The organism is Streptomyces sp. NPDC060064 (assembly GCF_042736455.1).
Lineage (GTDB): Bacteria > Actinomycetota > Actinomycetes > Streptomycetales > Streptomycetaceae > Streptomyces.
Genome location: NZ_JBHWWF010000021.1, coordinates 94,142 through 112,538 on the forward strand (window position 1 = coordinate 94,142; position 18,397 = coordinate 112,538).

Genomic DNA, 18,397 nt, shown 5'->3' on the forward strand with positions numbered 1-18,397 from the left:
AGCTCCCCACGGGTGAGGCGGGCAGTGTCGTACCCCCATGGCACAGTGCCCGGCATGCACATCGACCATTTCTGGAACGTCATTGAATCCGCGAGGGCGGCCGCCGCCGACGCGGGCAGCCTTTCGACGAGGCCCTTGTGGACCGGCTCGCCACCTGCCCGAAGCAGGACATCCTCGAGTACCAGGAGCGGTTCGACGAGGTGCACAGCGCGTTGTACCGCTGGGACGTATGGGCAGCGGCCTATCTCATCGGCGGCGGCTGTTCGGACGACAGCTTCATGGACTTCCGCGCCGGGCTGATCTCGCTGGGGCGGGAGTGGTACGAGCGGGCAGCGGCCTGCCCGGACAGCCTCGCCGACCATCCGGTGGTCGTCGACGCCGCATCGGCGTACCGCGACGAGGCACTGTTCTACGAGGAGGTCAACTACGCGGCCAGCGAAGCCTTCGAGCGGATCACAGCCGGCGGAGAGGACTTCTACCAAGCCTGGGACCGCTACCGATCGGAGCATCTCCCGGGCGAGGAGAGCGACGGCGACATGGGCGAGGACTTCGACTTCGACGATACGAAGGAAATGCACGGCCGGTTGCCGCGTCTGGCCGCGCTGTACCTGGAGGCCAACGCCGCCTGAGCCTGGTCGGGCGCCGCTTCCCCCGGGGCGCCGGGACGGCTCAGTGCCTCGGTGTGAGCTCCGCCCAAACCGTCTTGTGTGAAGGAGGTTCCGAGCTGGGGTCCACACCCCAGCTGTCCGCGAGTGCGGCGACGATCAGCAGCCCACGCCCGCTCTCCGCCGAAGGGTCGCGCGAGGCTTCCGGCGCGGCCTGCTCGGGCAGACGCTCGGCACGGGCGTCGGTCACCTCGATACGCAATACGCCGTCTGGGCCGAGGCTGAGAGTCAGACGGAAGTCCCGGCCGGGGACACCTCCGCGCCGGACCGCGTTGGCGGCCAACTCGGCGACGATCAGTACAGCGTTCTGGGCCGTATCGCCTTCCAGCGGCAGGCCCCAATCCGCAATCTGCTGCTCCGCGAGCAGCCGCGCCATGCGGGCCCCGCGCCGGGTCATGCCGAGGAGTCGCCAGCGCCCGACAGGGCGGGCCGCCTACCCACCGTAAGTGGTGATCAGCAGCTCGTTTACGGCGCGTGCAGGATGTGCAAACGGCTTGCACACGATGACAGGGGATCACCGCAGAACATCGGGGAGCGGTTGCCTGGGAGCACGCCCCGCTGTGAGTGGCGGGTGTCGATAGAGATCCGGAGGACAGCATGGCAACGGCAGTCGAGACCAAGCCTTGTGACCCGAGGGACTTCGTGGACCCCGAGGTGTGGGACCGCGAGATCCAGCTCCTCATGCGCGACTACCCGTTCGACGAGGTGATGGCGACCCGCCTGTTCGGCGCGGCCGTCTCGTACCTGATCACCGCCATCGAGAAGTGGGGCCAGGCCCTGGAGTTGTGCTGCGGCCGGACCGTCGACATCGCGGTGCACGTCTTCATCCTGGACACCCGCAACTACCGCGAGTTCTGCCACCGGCACTTCGACGGCCGGTTCCTGGAGCACATCCCTGAGATCGAGTTCAAGTACGACGGATCTGTAGAGCGAACAGCGCAGGTCATCGCGAACAACGGCTTCGACGTCGACTGGAAGCTGTGGGAGGCCGACTACGCCAAGTGCGGACCGTGCCGACCGGGCGAGAACTGCCACTGAATCTTTCGCGAACGATCAGGCCCGGGGACGCCGTGAGCATCCAATGGGCCTGCGTTCGCGCAGGGCGCGGCAGCGCTGTGTCATTCCCCAACGGGCACTTGGTGGCGCCGGTACGGTGATCAGCTCCACCGGTCACCGCCGTCCCCCGAGGAACGCCATGCCGCATCCACCCCACACGCCGGCCGCCTACTGGGACACGTACATGCCGCACCGCGGCGAGGGCGACCAGCCCGCGCCTGTAGTCGACCGGTTCGAGTGGACCCAGTACCCGGGCCATGGGCCGGGGGCGGAAGTACTCGGACATCCATGCCGGGCGCTGGAACTGGGGCCCGCGGAGGGCAAGGAGGCGGTGTTCCTGGCCCGGCAGGGGGTTGAGGTGATCGGGGTCGATCTCTCCCCCGTGCAGGTGGCACGTGCCCGTGGGTGGTGGCGGGAGGAGCCACGCGTCTCCTTCGTGTGCGGGGACGTGTGCGACTACCTCGCCTCCGACAGCGAGCCGTTCGACGCCGTCTACTCGGTATGGGGAGCGGTGTGGTTCACCGACCCCGAGCAGGTGTTCCCTCTGGTGGCCAAGCGGCTGGCGCCCGGTGGCATCTTCGCGTTCAGCCAGGCCGAGCCGGTCGTCGGCTCGCACGGACCTCAGCCTATGCGCGGCAAGTGGCTGGAGGGCCGGGAGCATGAACTGACCGTGCTGCGCTGGCAGTACACGCCTGAGGTCTGGTCAGACCTACTCAAGCGCCACGGGTTCACGGACATCGTCGCACGCGTGCTCTCGGCTCCGGAGGGCGACAAGCTCGGGACGCTGTTGATTCGGGCACGCATCGCCGGGTAGGGCGGGACAGAAGCTCGCAACGGTTGAGCACGGGCGGTCCCCGAAGCGTCGCAGGAGAAGAACTGCGGCCGGTGCAGGTGAATTCTGCGGTCGTGGGCTGGGCGTAGCTCGGACGTAGCGGTATCTCTGCGGCGCAACTCAGGCCCGCAGCCCCACCAGCCCCCATCCGCGCCGCTCGGCTTCCATCGCCACCTCGGCCCAGCCGTGGAGCAGGTCGCTGAACTCCTCAAAGTTCGCGATCCATCGCCCCGGGCGCGCGGCGTGTCCTGCGTACGGCTCCCGGAGTTGCGCGAGGAGAGGTGCCGCCTCGTTCCAGGCGTCGACCAAATCCTCGACGGCCTCGGGCGTGCAGGTGACCAGCAGGTGCCGCCGTAGCGGATCCATCCCGTCACGGGCCTCGTCCTGGGCCTCGGCGTCGTCGTCGCATGTGGCATCGTCCCAGAACAGCGGTGTGAGAAAGCGGTCCAGGGCAGCCTTCAGCGCGGGATCTGCGAAGGCGCGTACGTCGTCCCACGCTTCGCCAGCCCAGAAGTGCGGCTTGAAGGAGCCGAGCGTGGAACGGAACTCGTAGGTGCCGAACCAGGGGTCACCGTCGCCTGAAGGCCACCTCCAGCCTTCCTCGATGTCCTCGACGTCGTCGACCTGATATCCGGCGTCCTCCAGCTGGCGCATGCGCTCGTCGGCGGCTATGGCGCTGAGGTGTGACCAGTCGACGACAAGAACTGTGATGCCCATTCCCATGATTCGGAGCATAGGTCCGCTGCTGCCGCGCTGACGCGGCGGTGATCCCGCTGCTGCCGAAGCAGGCGTCGGACGCCGCCAGTCCTCAGGCTCCGTCGGGCCCTACTGATCCCTGGCGATACGGGCCTTGCGGCGCGCGTGCCGTTCAGCCTGTGTCACGAGGATCCTGCTTCAAGGCCGTGAGTGTCACCTCGGCAGAGCTCGCCGGGATGTCGAACGGTTCGTTGGGCGAGATCGCGACGGGAAGGGTCTGGCCTTCCTTCAGGGTCCGGACACTGTCCTGCGACGGGCCTGCCGGGGACGTGATGACGACCGGCCCGGCGCTGGTCGCTGCGGACCGGCCCTGACCTGCGGTGCCGGTCCCGCCGCAGCCTGCCAGCAGACACACGGCTGCCGTAACACCGGCTGCCGTCAGGACTGCCTGTCCGCGCGGGCGTCTCCCCCTTTCCTCCATGACGACGCTCCTCCCTGCGGCTCCCTCCACCAGCTTCCGCCCAGGGGTCACGCACCGCAGGTCGGCCAGGGCCTGGCCTCTGCCCTGGACATTGGTCGCTGAGGTGCCGATTCATGGGAGCGTGCAGACCGCAAGGACACTTACGCTCCGTCTTCCCACACTGACCTGACGTAGTTACGCTCGTGATTTGGCGCGATCCTGGGGGGAACATGTCAGGGGACGTGTACGACTGGCTTCTTGCTGCCGTTTCGCAGTTCGGCAAATCCTGCAAGATCAAGCTCTCCGGGGGCGGAAGCCCCGAAGCGTCCATCCGCAGCCCACTGGAAACCCTGCTCCAGGCCGTGGGCGAACACCACAACCTGCCCGAAGTCACCTGGCACGACGAGTATCGTGTCGCCGATCTCGGCGTCCGACCCGACTACGCGGTGCGGGCGAGCGCCGACATCGTCGGCTACATCGAGCTCAAGAAACCCGGTCTCTCCGTGGACCCGGAGACCTTCGGCAGGGCCAACAGGGAGCAGTGGGAGAAGCTGCGCAACCTCCCCAATCTGCTCTACTCCAACGGCACCGAATGGCGGCTCTTCCGCGACGGACGCCAGCTCGGCGAGACCGTCGTCTTCAGCGGTTCCCTCAGGAGTGTGGGAGCGAAGCTCGCCCCGGCAGACCCGGCGGCCTTTGACGCCCTGCTCAGGGTCTTCCTCCTCTGGAAGCCGCCGGACATCACCCACGTCGCCCGTCTCGTCCAGCACGTCGCACCGCTGTGCCGCCTGCTGCGGTCAGCCGTTCTGGAGCAGTTGGCCGCCGAGGCGAAGTCGCCCAGCGCCGACGACGATGTGCGTGCTCGGCCGTTCACGGGGCTCAAGAACGAGTGGCGCAAGCTGCTCTTCCCCTCCGCTGACGACGCCACCTTCGCGGACGGCTACGCGCAGGCTGTCACCTTCGCCCTTCTGCTCGCGCGCTCGGAAGGCCTGCTCGGTGAGGGCGTCGGCCTGCACGAGGTAGGGCGCCGCCTCGACGCGGGCCACGCACTCATGGGGAAGGCGCTGCAGCTTCTCACCGACCATGTGAACGAGCGCTTCAGCGTCACTCTCGACCTCCTCCAGCGCACGATCACCCATGTGGACTGGCCGGCCATCAGGTCCGGCAACCGCGATGCCTATCTCCACCTGTACGAGCAGTTCCTCACCGTCTACGACCCGGTTCTCCGCCAGAAGAGCGGTTCTTTCTACACGCCGCACGATGTCGTGGAGGAGATGGTCCGTCTCACCGACGACGTGCTGCGCTCCCGCCTCGGACAGCCGGACGGCTTCGGCGGCGACGACGTACGCATTGTCGACCCGGCGATGGGCACCGGTACGTATCTGCACACGATCATCGAACGCGTCGCGGAACAGGCAGCCGAGCGCCACGGCCCCGCTATGGCTCCCGACGCGATCTCCGGGCTCGCATCACGCCTGTACGGCTTCGAGGTGCAGATGGGCCCCTTCGCTGTTGCCGAGCTACGGGCCTCGGACCTCCTCAAGCGTCACCATTCACAGCTTCCGGAGGATGGACTCAATTTCTTCGTCACCGACACCCTCGACAACCCGTTCGTGGAAGACGAGCAGCTGTACGTCTACGGTGCGCTGTCAGCCTCCCGACGGCGCGCCAACAGCGTCAAGGCGAACACGCCTGTGACGGTCGTCATCGGCAACCCGCCGTATGACGACAAGGCCGAGAACCGCGGCGGCTGGGTGGAGAAGCGCAACGGCAGCCACGAGGTCCCGCTGCTCGACGACTTCCGCCTTGCGGGCAACGGGCGTTACGAGCACATGCTCAAGAACATGTACGTGTACTTCTGGCGCTGGGCGGCCTGGAAGGTGTTCGACGCGCACGAGGACGAGCGGCACGGCGTCGTCTGCTTCATCTCCCCGTCCGGGTGGACGACCGGTCCGGGCGGACGCGGGATGCGGGATTATCTGCGCCGCACATGCGACGAGGGGTGGGTCATCAACCTGTCGCCGGAGGGTCAGCGTCCCGAAGTCGCCACCCGTGTGTTTCCAGGAGTCGCTCAGCCGCTGGCGATCTGTCTGTTCGTCCGCAGGCGAGGAGTGGAGCGCCGCGAGGACCATCGGGCCCAGATCCACTACCGGACGGTCACGGGGAAACGGCGAGAGAAGTTCGAGGCGTTACGGGCCATCCGGCTGGACGACGGCGGGTGGCGGGAGGCTCATAACGAGGGCGTGCGGCCGTTCACGCCGCGCACGCAGTCGGGCTGGGACGAATTTCCGGCACTCAGCGACCTCTTCCCATGGGGCAGCCTGGGAGTGACGGCCAACCGCTCCTGGGTGAGCGCCCCGTCCAGCCAGACTCTTCGCCGCCGCTGGGCGCGGCTGATCCGCGAGACCGATCCTGTGGAGAAGGCAGAGCTGTTCAAGGAGACGAGGGACCGGACCTTGACCGGTAGGCAGATACCGCTGCCAGGCCAGCTTGTTCGCACCCGCCCGATCGGCCAGGAGGTATCGACCAAGCCTGAGATTGTACAAGCAGCGCTCCGCAGCTTCGATCGGCAGTGGCTGATCGCGGACAACCGGGTCATCGACTATCCGCGGCCTGATGTCTGGGCAGCAGATCGGCAAGACGATCAGTTCTTCCTCAACCAGCAGTCATCGCACGAGATCGACTCAGGGCCGGCCGTAGTGGCAACCCACCTCATCCCCGACACGCACCACTTCAACGGTCGGGGCGGCCGGATCATGCCCCTCCTCCACCCCGACGGCTCCCCCAACGTGCTCAGTGGCCTTCTGCCTCTCCTCAGCCGCACACTCGGCCACGGACCAGTAAAGGCCGACGAGTTGGCGGCCTACACCCTGGGCGTTGCCGGACACAGCGGCTTCACGGAGCGATTCACCGAGGAGCTGCTGACCCCAGGCGTGCGCCTGCCGCTGACGCGCGACCTGGAGCTGTGGAATCGAGCTGTAGCGCTGGGCCGCGAGGTGCTGTGGGCATCGACGTACGGGCAGCGCTTCGTCGACCCCGCTGCAGCGCGCCCCGAGGGACGAGTCGAGTTCCCCCAGGGGGACCCACGTCAGGTTCGCTATCTCACCCACATCGGCCATGAGGTCCCGGACCTCATGCGGTACGACACCGGGACACAGACGCTCTACGTGGGTGAGGGCTCGTTCGCGCCCGTGCCGGAGTCCGTCTGGACCTTCGATGTCGGCGGCATGCGCATCGTCAACAAGTGGTTCGGCTACCGAAAGGCCAAGCCGAGCAGCAAGAAGACGAGCCCGCTCGACGACATCCATGTGGATTCCTGGCCGTACGAGTGGACAAAGGAGTTGATCGAGCTGCTGTCCGTACTTCGCCGCCTCACGGACCTGGCCCCCGCCCAAGGAGAACTTCTCACCGACATTCTCGCCGCGCCTGTGATCACACGGTCCGAGTTGCTGGAAGCGGGAGTCCTGCCTGTTCCGGAGACATCGCGCAAGGCCCGGCGCCGGCCGACGGACGGCCTGTTCGGCGAGGAGGCCGTCACCTGACGCGTGAGTGTCGTGTCGTTCAGACGGGCCGGCGGCGCACCCCGTCCGGCGCTTCGGCGACAGAGAGGGCTCCCTGGGCCAGGCGGCGCACCGTTCGGGCGAACTCGGGGGCCATCGTCTCGTTCGCCTCGGCGAGCAAAGCGATCTCGCTCAACAGCCGCTCCGACGACTCGTACTGAGACCGGTAGTGCATCGCCGCTCCGAGATCGGTGATCACCAGCAGCCCGTCCAGATGTTCCACGAACTTCAGCCAGACAAGGGAGGGGACGTCTGCGCGGGCCTGATCGACATCGAGACCGCGCGCGGATACGGCTTCCTCGGCGTCGGCGCTGCTGCCAGGTTCGGGGAGCGGACCGGACAGCAGCTGCGCGAGAAGGTGCCACTGAGAGTCCGTGAGGTCCACGGAGGGCAGTGGGGCGTGGGCGTACATGCCGTATGCCTAGCACACCCGGCTGCGTTCCCACGGCTCCTCCGAAGCGCCGAAAGCCGCCGTCGACTTCTGGCGGGCCGAGGCGATCTCTGCCCAGACGGTCTTCCCGGAAGGCGGATACGGGCGTACGCCCCAACCAGCGGCGAGAGCGTCCACGATCACCAGGCCACGGCCGCCTTCATCGGCCACACTCGATACGGCAGGCAGTCGCTCGCCACGCGGGTCCGTGACCTCGATCCGCAGCCGAGCCGTGGGCAAGAGCGTCAGTCCGAGCCGGAAGCCGCGGCCGGGCAGCCGCCCGTGCGTGATCGCGTTGGCGGCCAGCTCCGCGACCACGAGCGCGGCGGCCTCGGCGCGCTCGCTTTCCCGCGGCCACCCCCACTGGGCGATCTGCTCGACGGCGAGCAGCCGCGCGAGTCGGGCCCCGCGCCGAGTGGCGCTCAGCAGCTGGGTGAACTGTCCTACGGGCGTTGCCGTTTGAGGCATGTCGATGCGTACGGATTCGTTCTTCACGCAACTCAGCGTGACGGCAAGCCCCTGCCCTGACCAGGAACGACAGCGGTACGCAACGTGCCAGTACCGGTGCTCGCGGCGGCCGGTACAGGCAGTCCGACACGAGCCAGTCGGCGCGGAGCCCGCTCACTGCTCGTGCAGCAGCTATCTCGCCGCACGTGCTACAAGCCGGCCATGGCCAGTCCGGCGAACGCTGGTTCCAATGCCTGGAGATCGTCACCGACCGCAAGCACGACACCGCTTCCCCGCAGTCAATGACCGATCCCGACTACGCGTTCATCACGCTTGGCGATGTCACCGCGGACGAAGCATCCGTCTTCGCCGTGTGGTTGCGTAACTCGTTCGTGCCCGCATCCCACGTCGCGCGTTTCGCGAGCAGCGCCGCGTTGGCGAACGGAGAGGAGACCCCGTGGCAGCGGCCGGCGGAGCGGATGAGATCAGGGCAGAGCTGCGCCGGTACCTCACCGCAGCCGAAGCCGAGTGATCGGCCGCAAGGCGTGCGGCGAAGGTGAGCCACTCGAAGGGATGCGGTTTCCCTCTTACACCATGGGGCGTTGCCGCCGCGCCGTAACCTGCCGGAAGAGACCGGTACGCAGCTTATGCGTACCGATACGGGCAGGCATCGTGCAGAACGGGAGCGGGCACGGATGGAGCTCACGGGTCCGGCGGACCACAACGACGAAGTGGAAGACGCGGCTGACCTGTTCCGCGTGATCGGCCGCCAGGTGAGGGTCCTGCGGGAGCGGGCCGGCCTGACGCAGCGGGAGCTCGGGGACCAACTCGGGTACAGCGAGGACCTGATCCGTTCCCTGGAGCGCGGGCGGAGGACGCCGCAGCCGGAGTTCCTGGACGCGGCGGACGAGTTGCTGGGGGCGGGTGGGCTGCTGCGAGCGGCGAAGGAGGACGTGGGGAGGGCGAAGGCGAGGGCGCGGGTGAAGCACCCGGCGTGGTTCAAGGACTACGCTCGGCTGGAGCGCCAAGCAGTTGAGGTACACGAGTACGGCAATCACGTGATTCCAGGGCTTCTGCAGACGGAGGATCACGCGCGGTCTCTCTTCGCCATGCGCAAGCCCTTGCTTGACGACGCGACCATCGAGCAGCGGGTGATCGCGCGGCTCGCTCGGCAGGAACTGCTGACCAGATGGCCAGCTCCGATCGTCACATGCATCATCGAGGAGTCGGTCTTGCGCCGGACCATCGGCGGCGAGGCCGTTCACAAGGCTCAACTGGACAAGCTGCTCGAACTCGGCCAGCTGAGGAGCTTGGAGCTCCAGGTCATGCCAACGAAGCGTGACGAGCATGCGGGGATGGGTGGACCCTTCATTCTGCTAACACCCCAGGGCCGTCCGCAGGTCGCCTATCTGGAGGTCCAGAACATCAGCCGGTTGATCACTGATCCGGATGAAGTCCGTATCCTGGCAGCACGCTATGGCAGCATCAGGGCGCAGGCACTAACCCCGTCCGAATCACTGGCTGTCATCCAGGAGTTGCTGGGAGAGGCATGAGCATCGATCGCTCCGCGAACGTCACCACGCATCTGAGGTGGATGAAGAGCAGTCACAGCTCCAACGAAGGCGGCGCCTGTGTCGAGGTCGCCGCCACCGAGCAGGCCGTGCTCGTGCGCGACTCCAAGGATTTGGCCCGGCCTCATCTGTGTGTCGCTCACGCAGACTGGGCCCGATTCGTGCGGTACGCCGCCGACAGCTGACACCGCATGCCTTCACCCCGGGGTAGTGCCGGACATCCGGCACCACCCCGTTTCGCTGATCTCACTCGTAGTGCGTACCGATCACCACAGCAACGATCAGCCATACCCAGACGATGTGGATCGAGATCGCAGGCATGAGTGAGGTCGCCCGCTGCTCCTTCCACTGTCGGCGCCGTCGAATCCAGTGACCGAACAGGTAGCTGGCTGCCACGAGATGGCCCACCCGCAGGAAGGCCACGGCCCACATGGGCGCTCCGACGAGTACGGGCGTGCCGGTCAGAGCGGAGCCGAAGTAGAACACGATGGGGATGAGCCACAGTAGGCCGGGCCGCTTGCCGGTGGCCTGCGGTTCGGTCTCGGGCGACTTCTTGTCCAGCCTCACGGGCCTCGACGGCGTGAAGCTCGGGCGCTGTCGCGGGACGGTTGTCGCGGACGAGGGCTCTGTCCGTACGGTCCGGTTGTGCGTCCGTCTCCGGAATCTGAGACCGCCGTACGCGGCATCCAGCGGGTCGAGTTCGGCTTCGAGGCGCGCAAGCTCTTCGGCCAGGACGTCGTACTGGGCACGCTTTGCGGCGGCCTTGCGATCGGCGTCGCGCGCCGCTTTGGCCAGCCGGGCGAGGGTCTCATCAAGGGTGGCCCTGGCCTCGCTTCGTGTCTCGTTGGCGGCGGCTTCCGCTGCGGTCTCCTCGGCCTTCAACTCCGCACGTCTCTGCTTCGCCAGTTCCTCGATCCGTCTGCGATCGGCCAGCCCGATGCGCTTCGGTGCGCGCTCCTCGGCTCGGGTGACGTAGGACTTGCGCCACTCGACCAACGCCTTCGCGCGATGCTCACCGATACCGTTGACGTGCACCTTGCGGCCACCGGACAAGTGGATCCAGATGACGTCGCCGCCCTTGCCGTTCGGGGCAGGGCCACGGCTGACACCGGTGAAGTCGGCGGCCGTTCGGATGCCGCGAGCAGCCAGATCGTTGATGAGGCCCGCGCCCAGGCCGTTGAGTTCCTTGACTGACAGGTGGGCTCGGCGGAGGGCGGCGTCGATGAACTGGCGGCGGAGAAGCTGGAGCTCCCGTGCCTCGGAGTTCTGTTGGTCGCTGTCGAATGCCCGTAGCTGGGCGGCAACGGACTGCTGCTTCTGCTGCTTGTCGCGATCTGCCCTCGCCAAGGCGTCCTGGTGCGCACGGTTGGCCCGATCGCGGGCCACCGCGGCCTTGAACTTGCGGCGCTCGTCAACCTTCTCGAAGGCGGAGCGCCCCTTCAGGAGGGAGCGCTTGGCGCGTATGGCCTCACGCAGCCTCCGTCGCTCGGCGCGAAGGGCCGCACGATCGGGTGGGGTGTGGGCGGACGGAGCCGCTGAGTTCTGATGCATGACGGGTCACAGGTGTGCGGTGTCCCCGCCCGGTTGCGCGGGCGGAGACAGAGTGGATTGGGGGCGATCAAGCCGCGTCGGGAGCTGGTGCTGGGTGCCGGGGACCGTGGCCGGGGGGCGGGGCGAGAGCGCTCTGGTACTCGACACCAGTGAGCTGTGCCTCGACCAAGCGGTCGTAGACGTCGAGGACCAGGTCCCTGGTGCGGTAAGTGCCGTGAACTGCCTCGTCTTGGCGGCTAACGACCGGGAAGGATCCCATGACATAGTCGACCTCGTCGCGGTTGAGCCCGTAGAGATGGAAAAGCCCGGCGTCGAGCTCCGCGCGCAGGACAGCACGTCTTTCCTCATTCCAGCGGAAAGGCTCTCCACTGAATCCAAGGTCAGCAGCCAAGGGGCTCATATCCGCTGCCGTGACGCTCAGTTCTACAACACGTGCAGCAAGCCACTCACCAACCGTTGTGTTCCCCTGCCACGGCACTGCCCTCTCGGCTACATCCGGGCCGAGAATGGGCAGCTGCCGCATCACGAAATACTTGAGATGCGTGCCACCGACCTTCTGACGCGCGATGTAGTCAACGACATATGAACACATGCACGCCAGAAGAACTGCTGCCGCTGTTGCTCCAGCCCGCGGCAGCGCAAGGAGCGTGCCCCCCTCAAACGCGGCATCAATGCGAGTCGCTGTTGCGATCAGAGTACGGGCGTCCGTACCTCTACAGATGTCGCGCCACCCGATGAACCATTGGTGGTTCCATCCCCGCTGATCGAGCCTCGACCTCACACCGAGGTCATGGACGATGTTCCCATTGCGATCCAGTTCCCGCCTCGGAACGTCGAACTCCGGAACCCAGTAGCGTGGCATCTGAACAAAGTTCGGGTCGTCGTGCTGCTCCGGCGTCAGCCGCGGAAGCGTGCCCATGTTGGCCTGGGCCTGCGTCTGGCCCTCGTACGTGCCCAGGCGATGGTCGAAGTGATGCAGCATCTTCGCCTCGTACAGCGGCAGATACCGCTGCTCACCTTTGCTGAAGATGTTTCCCGTGAGGTCGTAGCCCTCGCCCTCCAGTTCACCCTTCGTACAGAACAGGCGAGAGTCATTGGACATGTCGAGCATCCTCATGAATGACAGGTCCCACGGGTTACTGCCGCCCGCGCCGTTTTCATCGGGCTCCTTGATCAGTACGGGAATCCGGCGATAGATCCCCAGCGTGATCTCAGCGTCACGACGTGACCGGAACACTGGAAGCGTGCCCGTGTTGGGGTTCACCAGCAGGATTTCCTCCGGAGGCATGGCAAACCGGCGGCTGTCCAGGTCCTCGATGTACCGGGTGCCGAAGGCAAAGGATGCCCGATTCACTCGCTCACTGACGCCCGTCACGGTCAGCAGAGCGAAGCGGACCGAGTGATGGACGTCCCTGCTCAGGATGAAGGCCTCGTTCTCGAAGTCCAGGAAGGAGGCAAGGCGAGCTGTGCGCACCAAGTCGGAGAAGAAGGGCGCTGTCGTCGCGTCCGTGGCGATGCCGGTAGGGAGGACAATCCCGAAGCGACCGTGCGCGCCAATACCTCGGGAAGCGGTCTCCGCGAACACAGCGTAGGTGTTGACGTCCCCACGGCCGGTCAGTGGATAGCGGCCGGAATCGCGCAGCAGGTGACTGACGCCTTCCGCGAGCCGGCGGGCCGCGATGAATTCGGCGTGCAGCTCGCGGTCCGCCATTTCATCGCTCCCTGCGAGCGTATTGATCAGCTTCTCGCGAGCCGCCTTGTTGGCCGCCTTGGCGATCTTCTCGTGGCGCGCAGCGAAGAACTCCTGCTCCTGGAGCTTGATGCGCTCCCACGGCGGGTTACCGAGCACGCAAGAGAAGCCACCGTTCCATCCGACGGACGTGTCAACAGTGGCGTCAGCGGACGCAGGGACGTGGAAAACCTCAGGGAACTCCAGGTGCCAGTGGAAGAAGTTGTACTGCTTGGCGAGGCGGATGATCTCCTCGTTGGTGCTGACGGGGATTCCGCCACCCGCGCTCTGGAGGTCGCGGAAGACGCCCTCGGTGACGGGGGTCGGCGCACCCTGGTTCTTGTTCCAGACGAAGGCGGCGCACCAGGCGTCGGAAATGTGGAGGGCGCGGAGGTAGGTCGCGGACTGCTCCAGGTCGCGGAAGCGGCTGGACTGCAGGCGCACATCGCGCAGGGTGTCGGCCGGGGCGGCAGTGATGCCACGCAGGCTCGCCGCGAAGGAGGCGTTGGACACCCAGATGCGCTCTTCAGTGTGGAAGCTGAGCTGGCCGCCGCGCTCAGCCGCGTTCCGCTTCTTCACCGCTGAAGCGATCTTCTTGTCGTCGCCCTCGATCGGCTTGAAGGCGTCGTCGGGTATGCCACCTGCCAGCAGGGCCGGGGTCGCCCCCAGGAGCGCGTTGCCGTGCTTGATGTGGGCATCGAGGAAGCCGAGCGGCTTGCCGGGCTCAAGGGCCTCCAACCACAAGGACACTTTGGCGAGTTCGACGGCCATAGGGTTGAGGTCCACGCCGTAGATGCAGCGGGCGACGACCTCATGCAAGGCATGGCGTACGGCGTCCAGGGTCGGCTCGGGGTTCTGCTCGCGGACTGCGGCGACCCGCTTGGCTATGCGACGCGCGGCGGCGACGAGGAAGTGGCCGGAGCCGCAGGCGGGGTCGCAGACAGTGAGGCTGAGTAGTTCCTCGACGATGGCCGGGCCGGCCTCGGGCTGTCCGGCACGGGTGGCCCGGATCTCGCCGCGCTTGACCGCGTCGTCGATGACCGGGTCGAGGGCGGAGTCGAGGAGGCAGTCGATGAGCGAGGACGGGGTGTAGTACGAGCCCGTCGTCTTCCGCGCGTTGCCTGCCAGCTCGACGAGTTCGAAGGTGCGCTCGGTGGCGTTGTGCTTGGGAACGAGCTCCAGCAGGGACTCGTAGATGGAGCCCAGTTCCTCGGCATCCAGGTGGCGGTAGTCGACGGCACGGTTTCGCCTGGAGTTGGTGTCGCGGACGACCGACAGGGCACGTACGGCGTCGAGCAGGGGCCCGTTGGACAGAGCGAGGCCGTGCAGGACCTTGTCGCTCTCGTTGTCGTCGAAGATGCCGCCGAGGGCGGGCAGGCCCAGCTCCGGGCGGCCATCGTCATTGCCGAGACCGGACAGGACGAAGCGCAGCGCCTGGTAGAGGTCGCCGTGTGTGGTGCCCCGGCGCCGCTGAGCATGGCGGCGCAGCCGGGCGGAGGAGAAGTACGTGGCGTAGCGCTCCTTGGCGCCAGCCTCCGCATTCGGCGCCAGGAGCACGTCGCGGTCCTCGGCGACGAAGAGGAAGAGCAGCCGGTAGACCATGCGAAGCAGGGCGTAGTGGAAGGTCTGAACGTCCAGCGTTTCGCGCAGCTCGCGGTTGTTCGGGTGCTTGAGGAAGCCCGTGCCGAGCGTGGTGATGGCGGTCTGGACGCCCTTGCGGAGCTGGTCCAGCGCGCGGGTGCCCGAGGCGATGGCCTCCGTGCGCCACTTCTCCAGCCAGCAGGCGGACGGAGCCGCCTCCTCCCCCACCTCGAAGCGGGAGACGTGCAGCAGCCGGTAGAGCAGGACGAACTCGCTGAACAGCTCCCCGTCGAAGATCGCCTCCAGGTCGAACTCGACGTACGACGCGGTCGCCAGCGCGCTGGAGTCCCGCAGCAGCCGCACCTGGCGGCCGTTCGTCAGGACGCCCCACAGGTGGGCTTCCGTGCGGTTCAGACACTCCTGGAGCATCGACTGCGGCGGTACCGTACCCGCCCCACCCGGCCGCTTGTCCAGGTTGGCGTTCCAGGCCGTCTGGTGAATGAGGGCATGGCTCCAGCGGTGGGAGACCGCGAAGGTCTTCTCCGGGTCGGAATCGGCCGGGAGGCCGGACGCGCCCATCGGCGTTAGCGGGCCGAAGCCCAGCTGGCGCCAGAGCGGCGCCAGCCAGTCGTGGGTCGCCAGGCCGGTCGGGTCGCCGGCCGGTGCTCCGGTCTGCGGGTCCTCGGGCAGACGGGTGCGCAGGTCGCGCCACAGCGGCTTGAGGTACTCCCAGCTGCGCTCGGCCTCATCGCGCACCGAGCGAGAAGTGGGCAGGCCGTAGTCGGCGGGCTTGGAGCCGGGAACGTCCTTGCCCTCGCTGATGCGGACCAGCATGTCGGCGGGCAGAAGCGCGCCCACCGTGTGGACGGCGGAGAAGACCTGGTTGCGGGTGGTGGCAGACATCAGGCGGTGGCCTCTCCGGCGGCAGCGGACGGGGTGGCGGGCATGTAGACGTACGCACCGAGGACGTCTGCGGGCTTCTGGGCGGTGACGCTCAGGCCTCGGACGATCTCGCCGTAGGCGGCGCGTACCCGGCGATGCGATGCATCGAGACCATCGGCCAGCTCGTCACCGTACGACTCCAAATAGTCGTACGCCTCCGGCAGTTGGCCGAGGATGCGGGTCATGGTCCGTTCACCGAAATGCGAGTCCGTGTTCTCGGACGCGGTCGCGTCGAGCAGCGCCAGCGCCCCCTCCTGCGCCAGCCACTCCGCGTTCTTCGGGGAGCCGCGGAAGGCGAGCAGGCGGGCGTCCTCCGCCACCAGCTGCTTTTCGCCGCTGCGCGACGGCAGCGTGAGGTGGAAGCGGTAGCGGACGAGCAGCAGCGTCGTACGCGTGGCCACTGCGTCCGTGGTGATCACCCCGCACCGCCGGGCGGGACGCACCCCGTCAGCGTCCTTGTCCAGGGCCGCGTTCAGGACGTGCGCGGCCAGGGCGCCGACCACCGGGTCCGTACGGACGAGGGCAGCCTCGCCGCGCCCCACCGCCGGGTCGGCGCGGAACGGGATAGGGCGGTCCTTCTCGATCACGTCCGCACCGACCACCGGCGCGAGCGCGTCCTGCAGACCGAGGGGAGTACCGCGGACCTGCGCCGTGAAGTCCTCGCCCGCGTCGCGCAGGACACCTCCGAGCGCGGTCAGCGACTCGCGTACGAAGGTGGCGATCTCGCCCGCGCTGCCGAGTGCGTCACGGACCGCCGTGACCTCGAGCGCGACGTCCTCCGGGTGGATGGACCGCTGGGCGAACCGTGAGCGGGACGCCTTCTCGCGGTCGGCCGCCGAGTTCCAGTCGCTCTCCAGCTGGGCAGTGCTCACCTTGAACGCGTCCGCGCTGAAGAGCGCGTCGTCGTTGTCGCGGCCGCGCATCAGCAGCCATTCAACGATCGCGTCCGTCACACCCGAGGACATCTCATCGGGAACGGAGACGGCGATGCCGAGGTCCTTGCGGATCTGGCGGTACTTCTTGATGAGGACCTCGAGGACCTTGCCGTCGATGCCGTTGTCCGCACCGTAGATGGTGATGACGCGGACTTCGTCGCGCTTCTGGCCGTATCGGTCGACGCGACCCTCGCGCTGGTCATGGCGGGTCGGGTTCCAGGCAAGGTCGTAGTGGACGACGGCGTCGAAGTGGTGCTGGAGGTTGACGCCCTCGGAGAGACAGTCCGTGGCGATGAGGACGCGGCGGGCGGCCTGGTCGTCGCCGGCGTCGTCGGCCAGTTTCTCGATGCGTTCGATGCGCTGCTGCGGGGAGAGGGTGCCGGTGACGGCGCGGACGACGGTCTTGGCACCGAGCTTCTTGTCGAGGTGTTCGGCGACGTATTCGGCCGTCGGGATGTAGCGGCAGAAGACGATCGGGTTGTAGCCGTCGGCGAGGAGGGCCTTGAGGTGCTTGACGAGGGCCTTCAGCTTGAGGTCCTCCGCCGGACCCTCCAACGTCGCCGCGCGCTCCGCCAGTTCGGCCAGGCGCGCGCCTGCGCCATCGGTCTCGGCGCCGGGGGCCACGTCGAGACCTTCGAGGGCGTCACTGTCCGCGGAGTCGCGGGTGAGGGGCGCCCCGAGCTTGTCGGCCTCCTCCGCGCTGGCGGCGGCCGCGGCGGCCGAGCGCGTACGCAGGGTCTGCGCGGCGGCGCGCGGCGAAGAGACGAGGGAGCGAAGCAGCGCGATCGCGGACCACCAGGCGATACGAGCCTCGCGCTTGCCCTGGGAGCCGGCCGCCTCGACGCGGTCGCTCGCGTACGCGATGGCGTCGTCGAGCAGGGCGCGGTAGGCCGGGGACAGCTTGTACGTCTCGTCCTTGAAGTAGCGGTCCGAGGGGAACGCGGTCTTCTCGGCGAGGCTGTCGTCGGCGAGCCCGTCCTCCTTGGTGAGGTACTGGCGTACGTCTGCCCGCTTGCGCGCCACGAAATGGTGGGCGAGGAGCTTACGGCCGGCCTCCGATTCCAGGTTCACGTTCGCCAGTTCGGGCTTGACCAGGCCGAGCAGGTTGCGGAACGCGGACTCCTTGCCGCTGTGCGGGGTGGCCGTCACCAGGAGCAGGTGCCGGGTGGCGTCCTCCGCGACGCGGCGCAGCAGCTCGTAGCGGAGCTGGTTCTGGGAGGCGGTCGAGGTGTCGTCGGCGGCGACGCAGGTGTGCGCCTCGTCGACGATGACCAGGTCGGGGCAGTGGCGCACGAAGTCGTCGCGGTGGCGGGTCGACTTGATGAAGTCGGTCGAGACGATGACGTGCGGATACTTGTCGAAGAGGGACTGGCCCAGGTCCAGGCCCCGCTCCAGGCGGGACACGGTGGAGGAGAGAACAAGCTCGGCGTCGATGCCGAACTTGGTGCGCAGCTCCGCCTGCCACTGCTCGGCCAGCGCGGGCGAGCAGAGGACGGCGAGGCCGGTCGCCTCGCCCTGGGCCAGCAGCTCGCTTGTTATGAGGCCCGCCTCGATGGTCTTGCCGATGCCGACGTCGTCGGAGATGAGCAGGCGTACGGTCTGCTGACGCAGTGCCATGAGCAGCGGCACCAGCTGGTAGGCGCGGGGCTCCACCGCGATTCCGGCGAGGGAGCGGAAGGGGCCCGCGCCGGAGCGGAATCCGATGCGCAGAGCGGTGCGCAGCAGGCCGGCGGCGCGCTGGTCGCCTAGGTCGGAGGGTTCCGGTGGCGCGAACTGGGCGCCCTTCACGTCCTCGAAGGCGGGAAACACGGCGGCGATGTCGTCGTCGGAGCCGCCGAGGGGGCGCAGTACGAGCATGTCGGAGGCGCTCTCCGGGAGCACCACCCATTCGCGGCCACGGGCCGTCACCAGGGAACCGGCGGAGTATGTGATTGCCATGTTG

General features: G+C 67.5%; 14 protein-coding genes. 7 read left to right on the forward strand and 7 right to left on the reverse strand.

The window, feature by feature from the left end; all coding sequences use genetic code 11:
• Nucleotides 1-137 precede the first annotated feature (137 nt).
• On the forward strand, nt 138-629 hold the full coding sequence (locus ACFWDI_RS24520; protein WP_385306836.1) for a DUF4240 domain-containing protein: 492 nt from the start codon (nt 138-140) through the stop codon (nt 627-629).
• 40 nt (nt 630-669) lie between these two features.
• On the opposite strand, the gene ACFWDI_RS24525 is transcribed toward ACFWDI_RS24520, so the two are convergent.
• Entirely contained in the window at nt 670-1,062 is a 393-nt protein-coding gene (locus ACFWDI_RS24525; RefSeq protein ID WP_385306838.1) for an ATP-binding protein, read from the reverse strand.
• A 200-nt stretch (nt 1,063-1,262) separates the two neighbouring features.
• On the opposite strand from ACFWDI_RS24525, the gene ACFWDI_RS24530 reads away from it, so the two are divergent.
• Nucleotides 1,263-1,703 carry a hypothetical protein gene (locus ACFWDI_RS24530; protein ID WP_385306839.1) on the forward strand — a complete coding sequence of 147 codons (441 nt, stop codon included), beginning with the start codon at nt 1,263-1,265 and terminating at the stop codon, nt 1,701-1,703.
• Nucleotides 1,704-1,860: 157 nt separating this feature from the next.
• Nucleotides 1,861-2,535, forward strand: a complete 675-nt coding sequence (locus ACFWDI_RS24535; RefSeq protein ID WP_385306841.1) for a class I SAM-dependent methyltransferase — start codon at nt 1,861-1,863, stop codon at nt 2,533-2,535.
• A gap of 138 nt (nt 2,536-2,673) precedes the next feature.
• Here ACFWDI_RS24535 and ACFWDI_RS24540 read toward each other — a convergent pair whose 3' ends face one another.
• On the reverse strand, nt 2,674-3,276 hold the full coding sequence (locus ACFWDI_RS24540) for a hypothetical protein (RefSeq protein ID WP_385306842.1): 603 nt from the start codon (nt 3,274-3,276) through the stop codon (nt 2,674-2,676).
• A gap of 663 nt (nt 3,277-3,939) precedes the next feature.
• Here ACFWDI_RS24540 and ACFWDI_RS24545 point away from each other — a divergent pair.
• Nucleotides 3,940-7,251, forward strand: a complete 3,312-nt coding sequence (locus ACFWDI_RS24545) for a type ISP restriction/modification enzyme (RefSeq protein WP_385306844.1) — start codon at nt 3,940-3,942, stop codon at nt 7,249-7,251.
• A 19-nt stretch (nt 7,252-7,270) separates the two neighbouring features.
• On the opposite strand, the gene ACFWDI_RS24550 is transcribed toward ACFWDI_RS24545, so the two are convergent.
• Nucleotides 7,271-7,681, reverse strand: a complete 411-nt coding sequence (locus ACFWDI_RS24550) for a hypothetical protein (RefSeq protein WP_385306846.1) — start codon at nt 7,679-7,681, stop codon at nt 7,271-7,273.
• Between the two features lie 9 nt (nt 7,682-7,690).
• Entirely contained in the window at nt 7,691-8,167 is a 477-nt protein-coding gene (locus tag ACFWDI_RS24555) for an ATP-binding protein (RefSeq protein ID WP_385306919.1), read from the reverse strand.
• A gap of 185 nt (nt 8,168-8,352) precedes the next feature.
• Between ACFWDI_RS24555 and ACFWDI_RS24560 the strand changes: the two genes are divergently transcribed.
• From ACFWDI_RS24560 to ACFWDI_RS24570, 3 genes are all read left to right on the forward strand, one after another.
• A complete protein-coding gene (locus tag ACFWDI_RS24560) occupies nt 8,353-8,706 on the forward strand; it encodes a hypothetical protein (RefSeq protein ID WP_385306848.1) in 354 nt (117 codons plus the stop codon).
• 135 nt (nt 8,707-8,841) lie between these two features.
• Nucleotides 8,842-9,699, forward strand: coding sequence for a helix-turn-helix domain-containing protein (locus tag ACFWDI_RS24565; protein WP_385306850.1), 858 nt, complete (start codon nt 8,842-8,844; stop codon nt 9,697-9,699).
• Nucleotides 9,696-9,902, forward strand: a complete 207-nt coding sequence (locus ACFWDI_RS24570; RefSeq protein ID WP_385306851.1) for a DUF397 domain-containing protein — start codon at nt 9,696-9,698, stop codon at nt 9,900-9,902. Before ACFWDI_RS24565 ends, ACFWDI_RS24570 begins: the two co-directional genes overlap by 4 nt.
• 61 nt (nt 9,903-9,963) lie before the next feature.
• Here ACFWDI_RS24570 and ACFWDI_RS24575 read toward each other — a convergent pair whose 3' ends face one another.
• The 3 genes from ACFWDI_RS24575 to ACFWDI_RS24585 form a co-directional block, all read right to left on the reverse strand.
• Entirely contained in the window at nt 9,964-11,268 is a 1,305-nt protein-coding gene (locus ACFWDI_RS24575; protein WP_385306853.1) for a hypothetical protein, read from the reverse strand.
• Between the two features lie 67 nt (nt 11,269-11,335).
• Complete coding sequence (locus tag ACFWDI_RS24580; protein ID WP_385306855.1) at nt 11,336-15,481, reverse strand: Eco57I restriction-modification methylase domain-containing protein; 4,146 nt, start codon at nt 15,479-15,481, stop codon at nt 11,336-11,338.
• A complete protein-coding gene (locus tag ACFWDI_RS24585; RefSeq protein WP_385306857.1) occupies nt 15,481-18,393 on the reverse strand; it encodes a DEAD/DEAH box helicase in 2,913 nt (970 codons plus the stop codon). Before ACFWDI_RS24585 ends, ACFWDI_RS24580 begins: the two co-directional genes overlap by 1 nt.
• Nucleotides 18,394-18,397 lie beyond the last annotated feature (4 nt).

Excerpts from the sequence above, each read along its gene's own strand:
- ACFWDI_RS24525 (WP_385306838.1), bottom strand. The coding sequence starts at position 1,062 with ATGACCCGGCGCGGGGCCCGCATGGCGCGGCTGCTCGCGGAGCAGCAG.
- ACFWDI_RS24530 (WP_385306839.1), top strand. The coding sequence starts at position 1,263 with ATGGCAACGGCAGTCGAGACCAAGCCTTGTGACCCGAGGGACTTCGTG.
- ACFWDI_RS24535 (WP_385306841.1), top strand. The coding sequence starts at position 1,861 with ATGCCGCATCCACCCCACACGCCGGCCGCCTACTGGGACACGTACATG.
- ACFWDI_RS24540 (WP_385306842.1), bottom strand. The coding sequence starts at position 3,276 with ATGGGAATGGGCATCACAGTTCTTGTCGTCGACTGGTCACACCTCAGC.
- ACFWDI_RS24545 (WP_385306844.1), top strand. The coding sequence starts at position 3,940 with ATGTCAGGGGACGTGTACGACTGGCTTCTTGCTGCCGTTTCGCAGTTC.
- ACFWDI_RS24550 (WP_385306846.1), bottom strand. The coding sequence starts at position 7,681 with ATGTACGCCCACGCCCCACTGCCCTCCGTGGACCTCACGGACTCTCAG.
- ACFWDI_RS24555 (WP_385306919.1), bottom strand. The coding sequence starts at position 8,167 with ATGCCTCAAACGGCAACGCCCGTAGGACAGTTCACCCAGCTGCTGAGC.
- ACFWDI_RS24565 (WP_385306850.1), top strand. The coding sequence starts at position 8,842 with ATGGAGCTCACGGGTCCGGCGGACCACAACGACGAAGTGGAAGACGCG.
- ACFWDI_RS24570 (WP_385306851.1), top strand. The coding sequence starts at position 9,696 with ATGAGCATCGATCGCTCCGCGAACGTCACCACGCATCTGAGGTGGATG.
- ACFWDI_RS24575 (WP_385306853.1), bottom strand. The coding sequence starts at position 11,268 with ATGCATCAGAACTCAGCGGCTCCGTCCGCCCACACCCCACCCGATCGT.
- ACFWDI_RS24580 (WP_385306855.1), bottom strand. The coding sequence starts at position 15,481 with ATGTCTGCCACCACCCGCAACCAGGTCTTCTCCGCCGTCCACACGGTG.
- ACFWDI_RS24585 (WP_385306857.1), bottom strand. The coding sequence starts at position 18,393 with ATGGCAATCACATACTCCGCCGGTTCCCTGGTGACGGCCCGTGGCCGC.